Annotated in this window: 4 protein-coding genes and 1 pseudogene; all 5 read left to right on the top strand. The window is 74.4% G+C overall.

Annotated features, from left to right (window positions below; all coding sequences use genetic code 11):
* The first annotated feature begins 388 nt into the window (after positions 1-388).
* On the top strand, positions 389-1678 hold the full coding sequence (locus CBZ_RS18490; protein ID WP_130782932.1) for a sigma-54-dependent transcriptional regulator family protein: 1290 nt from the start codon (positions 389-391) through the stop codon (positions 1676-1678).
* Between the two features lie 175 nt (positions 1679-1853).
* The gene (exaC, locus tag CBZ_RS18485; RefSeq protein ID WP_130782931.1) at positions 1854-3377 is read left to right on the top strand and encodes an acetaldehyde dehydrogenase ExaC; all 1524 of its coding nucleotides are present in this window, start codon (positions 1854-1856) and stop codon (positions 3375-3377) included.
* 111 nt (positions 3378-3488) lie between these two features.
* A complete protein-coding gene (locus CBZ_RS18480; RefSeq protein WP_130782930.1) occupies positions 3489-3878 on the top strand; it encodes a DUF779 domain-containing protein in 390 nt (129 codons plus the stop codon).
* Between the two features lie 76 nt (positions 3879-3954).
* Positions 3955-4536, top strand: coding sequence for a DinB family protein (locus tag CBZ_RS18475; protein WP_130782929.1), 582 nt, complete (start codon positions 3955-3957; stop codon positions 4534-4536).
* Positions 4537-4715: 179 nt separating this feature from the next.
* Positions 4716-5140: pseudogene (locus CBZ_RS18470) on the top strand (hypothetical protein); the annotation flags it as partial.

The raw sequence follows: 5140 nt of genomic DNA, 5'->3' as shown, positions 1-5140 counted from the left end.
CGGCCGGGCCGGACGCGGGCGCGCCCGTCGCGCCGGGCGGCCCGTGCTCGCCGTCCCAGCCGAAGTAGGTGTCGCAGACCCGGCAGAACTCCGCGGTGGGCGGGTTCGCCGTGCCGCACACGTCGCAGATGCGTTCGGCTGTCACCGTCGTCCCCCTCGACATCGTCAGGCTAGACCCGCGGCCCCCCGCGTGGCCTGCTCGAAAGGGAACACCTGCCGCCCGCACCGGTCCGGCGCGGGCGCGGGTCCCCGTGGGAAGGTGCCCGGCGACGCGCCGGAAGTACGACACGCGCACGACAAGTCTCTTCACCCGCGCGGACGGAACGGACGATTCGTACACTGGGGGGTCTGGCGGGGGGTGCTGGGCGCAGGTCTCGAGGGGAGAGTCATGTCGCAGCACGACACCGTCCGCGACGCCCACGAGCGTTTCGTGACGACGGGTCGGGTCCCCGGCCGCCATGTGCGCCGCCTCGTGGCCGACTCGTGGCGCCGCAGCGCCCGCAGCGGCGTCGACCCGGAGGTCCCCGCGCCACCCGTCGACATGGTCGGACGCACCCTCACGTCCTACCGGCGCGGGCACCCGCTGGCCGTCGCGATGCCCGTCGTGCGGGACCTGCTGGTCCGCCCCGGCCACGACGCCGGGTGGGTCGCCGCGCTCACCGACGACGCGGGTCGCCTGCTGTGGGTCGAGGGCGACCGGGACGTGCGGCACAAGGTCGAGGGCGTCGGGTTCGTCGAGGGTGCCGTGTGGCGCGAGGACTGCACGGGCACGAACGCGCTCGGCACGGCGCTCGCCACCGACCGGGCCGTCCAGGTCGTCGGGACCGAGCACTACGCGCGCCGTGTGCAGCCGTGGAACTGCGCGGCCGCCCCCGTGCGGGCCGCGTCGGGGCAGGTGCTCGGGGTGCTCGACGTGACCGGCGGGCCCGTCGTCGCGAGCGGTCTGGTGATGTCCCTCGTCCGCGCGACCGTCGCGGCCGTCGAGGCCGAGCTGGCCCGTGCCGCCCGGCCCGGGGTCGTCGAGGTGCCGACCGAGCGGGTCGTCGCGGTGCTCGCCGCGGGCGGCGCGTCCCGCGGGGCGCCGACACCCGGTCGGCTGCGCGTCCTCGGTCCCGCCGTCCCGACCGTGCGGCTGGACGGCCGGGACGTGCGGCTCGGGCTGCGGCACGCCGAGATCCTGCTGCTCCTCGCGCACCACCCCGCCGGGCTGACCGCCGAGCAGCTCGCCGTGCTGCTCAGCGCCGACGCACTGTCCGACGTCACGGTCCGCGCCGAGGTGTCGCGACTGCGGCGGGTCGTCGGTCCCCTGCTGTCGCACTCCCGTCCCTACCGCCTGACCGTCCCGCTGCGGACCGACCTCGACACCGTGCACGAGCTGCTCGAGGTCGGAGACGTCGTCGGGGCGCTCGCCAACCACCCCGGTCTCGTCCTGCCGCGGTCCGTCGCGCCCGGCGTCGAGCGGCTGCGGGACGACCTGCAGGCCGACCTGCGCGCGGCGGTCCTCGCGAGCCCCGAGCCCGGCGTGCTGTCCCGGTGGGTCGCGTCCGACGAGGGGTCGGACGACTGGCAGGCGTGGCAGCGGCTCGCGGTCCTCGCGCCCCGCGGCACGCCCGCGCAGGTCCAGGCCCGCGGGCGGCTCGACCTGCTCGCCCGACGCCTCGCGGGCCGCGCGGGCTGACGTCCACCCGCGCGGCGTCCCGGCCGGCTGCACGGCGCCGACGGTCGTCGGTGCGCATCCCCGGGTGCAACGGTCGTGCAACGTCACCCGGCCTACCGTGACGACGTCGCGGCAACGACGCCGCGGCCGCGGGCGCGCCACGAGCCCCCGCCCGCGGACCTGTCAGGGAGGCGTGATGACCGTCTACGCACCGCCGGGACAGACCGACAGCCTCGTCGGCTTCCGGGACCGTTACGACCACTGGATCGGCGGCGAGTTCGTCGCGCCGGCCAACGGCCGCTACTTCGAGAACCCGAGTCCCGTCACCGGCCGCACGTTCACCGAGGTCGGCCGCGGTGACCACGACGACATCGAGCGCGCGCTGGACGCCGCGCACGGCGCCGCCCGGGCGTGGGGGAGGACGACCGCGACGGAGCGGGCCGTCATCCTCAACGCCGTCGCCGACCGCATGGAGGCGAACCTGGAGAAGCTGGCCGTCGCGGAGGCCTGGGAGAACGGGAAGCCGGTGCGCGAGACGCTCGCGTTCGACATCCCGCTCGCCATCGACCACTTCCGCTACTTCGCCGGCGCGATCCGCGCGCAGGAGGGGTCGATCTCCGAGATCGACGGCGACACCATCGCCTACCACTTCCACGAGCCGCTGGGCGTCGTCGCGCAGATCATCCCGTGGAACTTCCCGATCCTCATGGCGACCTGGAAGCTCGCGCCCGCGCTCGCCGCCGGCAACGCCGTGGTGCTCAAGCCGGCCGAGCAGACGCCCGCGTCGATCCTGCTGCTCATGGAGCTGCTGTCCGACCTCATCCCGCCGGGCGTCGTCAACGTCGTCAACGGGTTCGGGGTCGAGGCGGGCAAGCCGCTCGCGTCCTCGCCGCGCGTCCGCAAGGTCGCGTTCACGGGCGAGACGACGACGGGCCGCCTGATCATGCAGTACGCCAGCCAGAACATCATCCCGGTCACCCTGGAGCTCGGCGGGAAGAGCCCGAACATCTTCTTCGAGGACGTCGCCCGCGAGAAGGACGGGTTCTACGACAAGGCCCTCGAGGGCTTCGCGATGTTCGCGCTCAACCAGGGCGAGGTCTGCACGTGCCCGTCGCGCGCGCTCATCCAGGAGTCGATCTACGACGGCTTCCTCGACGACGTGAAGGCCCGCACCGAGGCCATGCGGCAGGGCGACCCGCTCGACACCGAGACCCAGGTCGGGGCGCAGGCGTCGAACGACCAGCTCGAGAAGATCCTGTCCTACCTGGACATCGGCAAGGCCGAGGGCGCCCGCGTCGTCACCGGCGGGCACCGCGCGGAGCTCCCGGGCGACCTGTCCGGCGGCTACTACGTGACGCCGACGATCTTCGAGGGCAAGAACTCGATGCGCGTCTTCCAGGAGGAGATCTTCGGCCCCGTCGTGGCCGTGACGTCGTTCTCCGACTACGACGACGCGATCAGCATCGCGAACGACACCCTCTACGGGCTCGGTGCGGGCGTCTGGTCGCGCGAGGCCGCGATCCAGTACCGCGCGGGACGCGACATCCAGGCCGGCCGGGTGTGGACGAACTGCTACCACGCGTACCCCGCGGCGGCCGCGTTCGGCGGGTACAAGGGCTCCGGCGTCGGCCGGGAGAACCACAAGATGATGCTGGACCACTACCAGCAGACCAAGAACCTCCTCGTGTCCTACACGCAGGAGTCGCTCGGGCTGTTCTGACGGGCGGGCGCGCGGCCGCGGCGGTGGGTCGGAGGGGAACCGCCGCCGCGGTCGTCGAGCACAGCGCCGCGCGCGCCGGGCCTGTCCCGGGGACACGAAGGAGGCGGTCCGATGGGCCTGCCCGAACGGGTCGCGGCGACCGACGCCGCGCTCGACCTGCTGCGCAGCCTGCGCGTGCAGCACGGCGAGCTGATGTTCCACCAGTCGGGGGGCTGCTGCGACGGCTCCTCGCCCATGTGCTACCCGCAGGGCGACCTGCTGCTGGGTGACGTCGACGTGCACCTCGGCGACCTCGACCTGGGCGACGGCGCGCAGGTGCCCGTGTGGATGACGCGCGCGCAGTACGAGTACTGGAAGCACACGCACCTGACGATCGACGTCGTGCCCGGGCGAGGTGCCGGGTTCTCGCTGGAGGCGCCCGAGGGCGTGCGGTTCCTGCTGCGGTCGCGGCTGCTCACCGACGAGGAGTACCTCACGCTGCACGAGGCCGGGGTCGTCTGAGGACGTCATCGGACGGGGACGGACACGGGACGGACGGGGCGGCGACATCGCGGCGACGAGCGTCTAGCGTGCGGGCATGACGAGCGAGCCGACGACCGCACCCGCCGACCCCGCACCTGCCGACGCCGCCGCCCCGGCGCCGCAGATCGAGCCCGACACCAAGGACTGGACGTGGGTGCTGCGCGAGCCGTGCCCCGAGTGCGGTTTCTCCGCCGCCGACGTCGACGTGCACGCCGTCGGGGGCACGGTCCGCGACCTCACGCCCCGCTGGGTGTCCGCCCTGAGCCGGCAGGACGCGCGCGTGCGGCCCGACGCGCACACGTGGAGCACGCTCGAGTACGGCGCCCACGTCCGCGACGTGCTGCGGGTGTTCGACGAGCGGCTGCGGCTGCTCCTCGAGGAGGACGACCCCGAGTTCGCGAACTGGGACCAGGACGCGACCGCGCTCGCGGACCGGTACGACCTGCAGGACCCGGTGGTCGTGGCGGACGAGCTCGCCGACGCGGCGGACGTCATCGCGGACCGGTTCGACTCGGTCGGCCCCGACCAGGTCGAGCGGCCGGGCCGCCGGTCCAACGGCTCGGTGTTCACGGTGCGCACGCTCGGGCAGTACTTCCTGCACGACGTGGTCCACCACCTGCACGACGTGCGCGCCTGAGGACGCCGCCGCAACTTTTGTCCACAGGGTTCGTCCACAGCGGTGTGCAAAGGGCGCCCGCCGTGTGGACAGGTGAAGCGTTTCGCCTCTGACCTGCGGGTCCGGCGTGTCCCCCCGACGCGCCGGGCTTCGCGCTCGTGCGAAACATCCCGGCAGCAAAGCCGGGCTAGGGTCCGCGCATGCACCTCGCCGAGGTCCTCCCCGCGCACCTCGCCGGTCGGCACGTCCTCGTCCTGCCGGCCGGGACCGACGTCCGCACGCTCGCGCAGGCCTGGTTCCCGGGCGCGACGTGGGAGCGGCGCCCCACCGACCCGGCCGACACCCCCGTCGTCGCGCGCCCCACCGGCGCCCGGTTCCGGGGCATCGTCGCCGAGGCGCCCCGCCCGACCACCGGCGTCCTGCGCCTCGACGCCGCGACCGCCGTCGACGGACCCGTGCTCGTCGACGAGGCCACCTCGCGGGCCCTCGGGCTCGGCGCGCGGGAGCTCGACGCGTGGGTGCTCGTGGCCGACGACGGCGGGCCCGCCGGGCCGGGGGGCGTCGCGCCTGCGGACGGCGCAGCCGCGGGCGGCGTGCCCGTGCCCGGCCTGCACGACCTCGCGCT

The sequence above is a fragment of the Cellulomonas biazotea genome (assembly GCF_004306155.1).
Taxonomy (GTDB): domain Bacteria; phylum Actinomycetota; class Actinomycetes; order Actinomycetales; family Cellulomonadaceae; genus Cellulomonas; species Cellulomonas biazotea.
The sequence above is the reverse complement of the archived record's forward strand: the minus strand, read 5'-3'. Positions and strand labels throughout refer to the sequence as shown.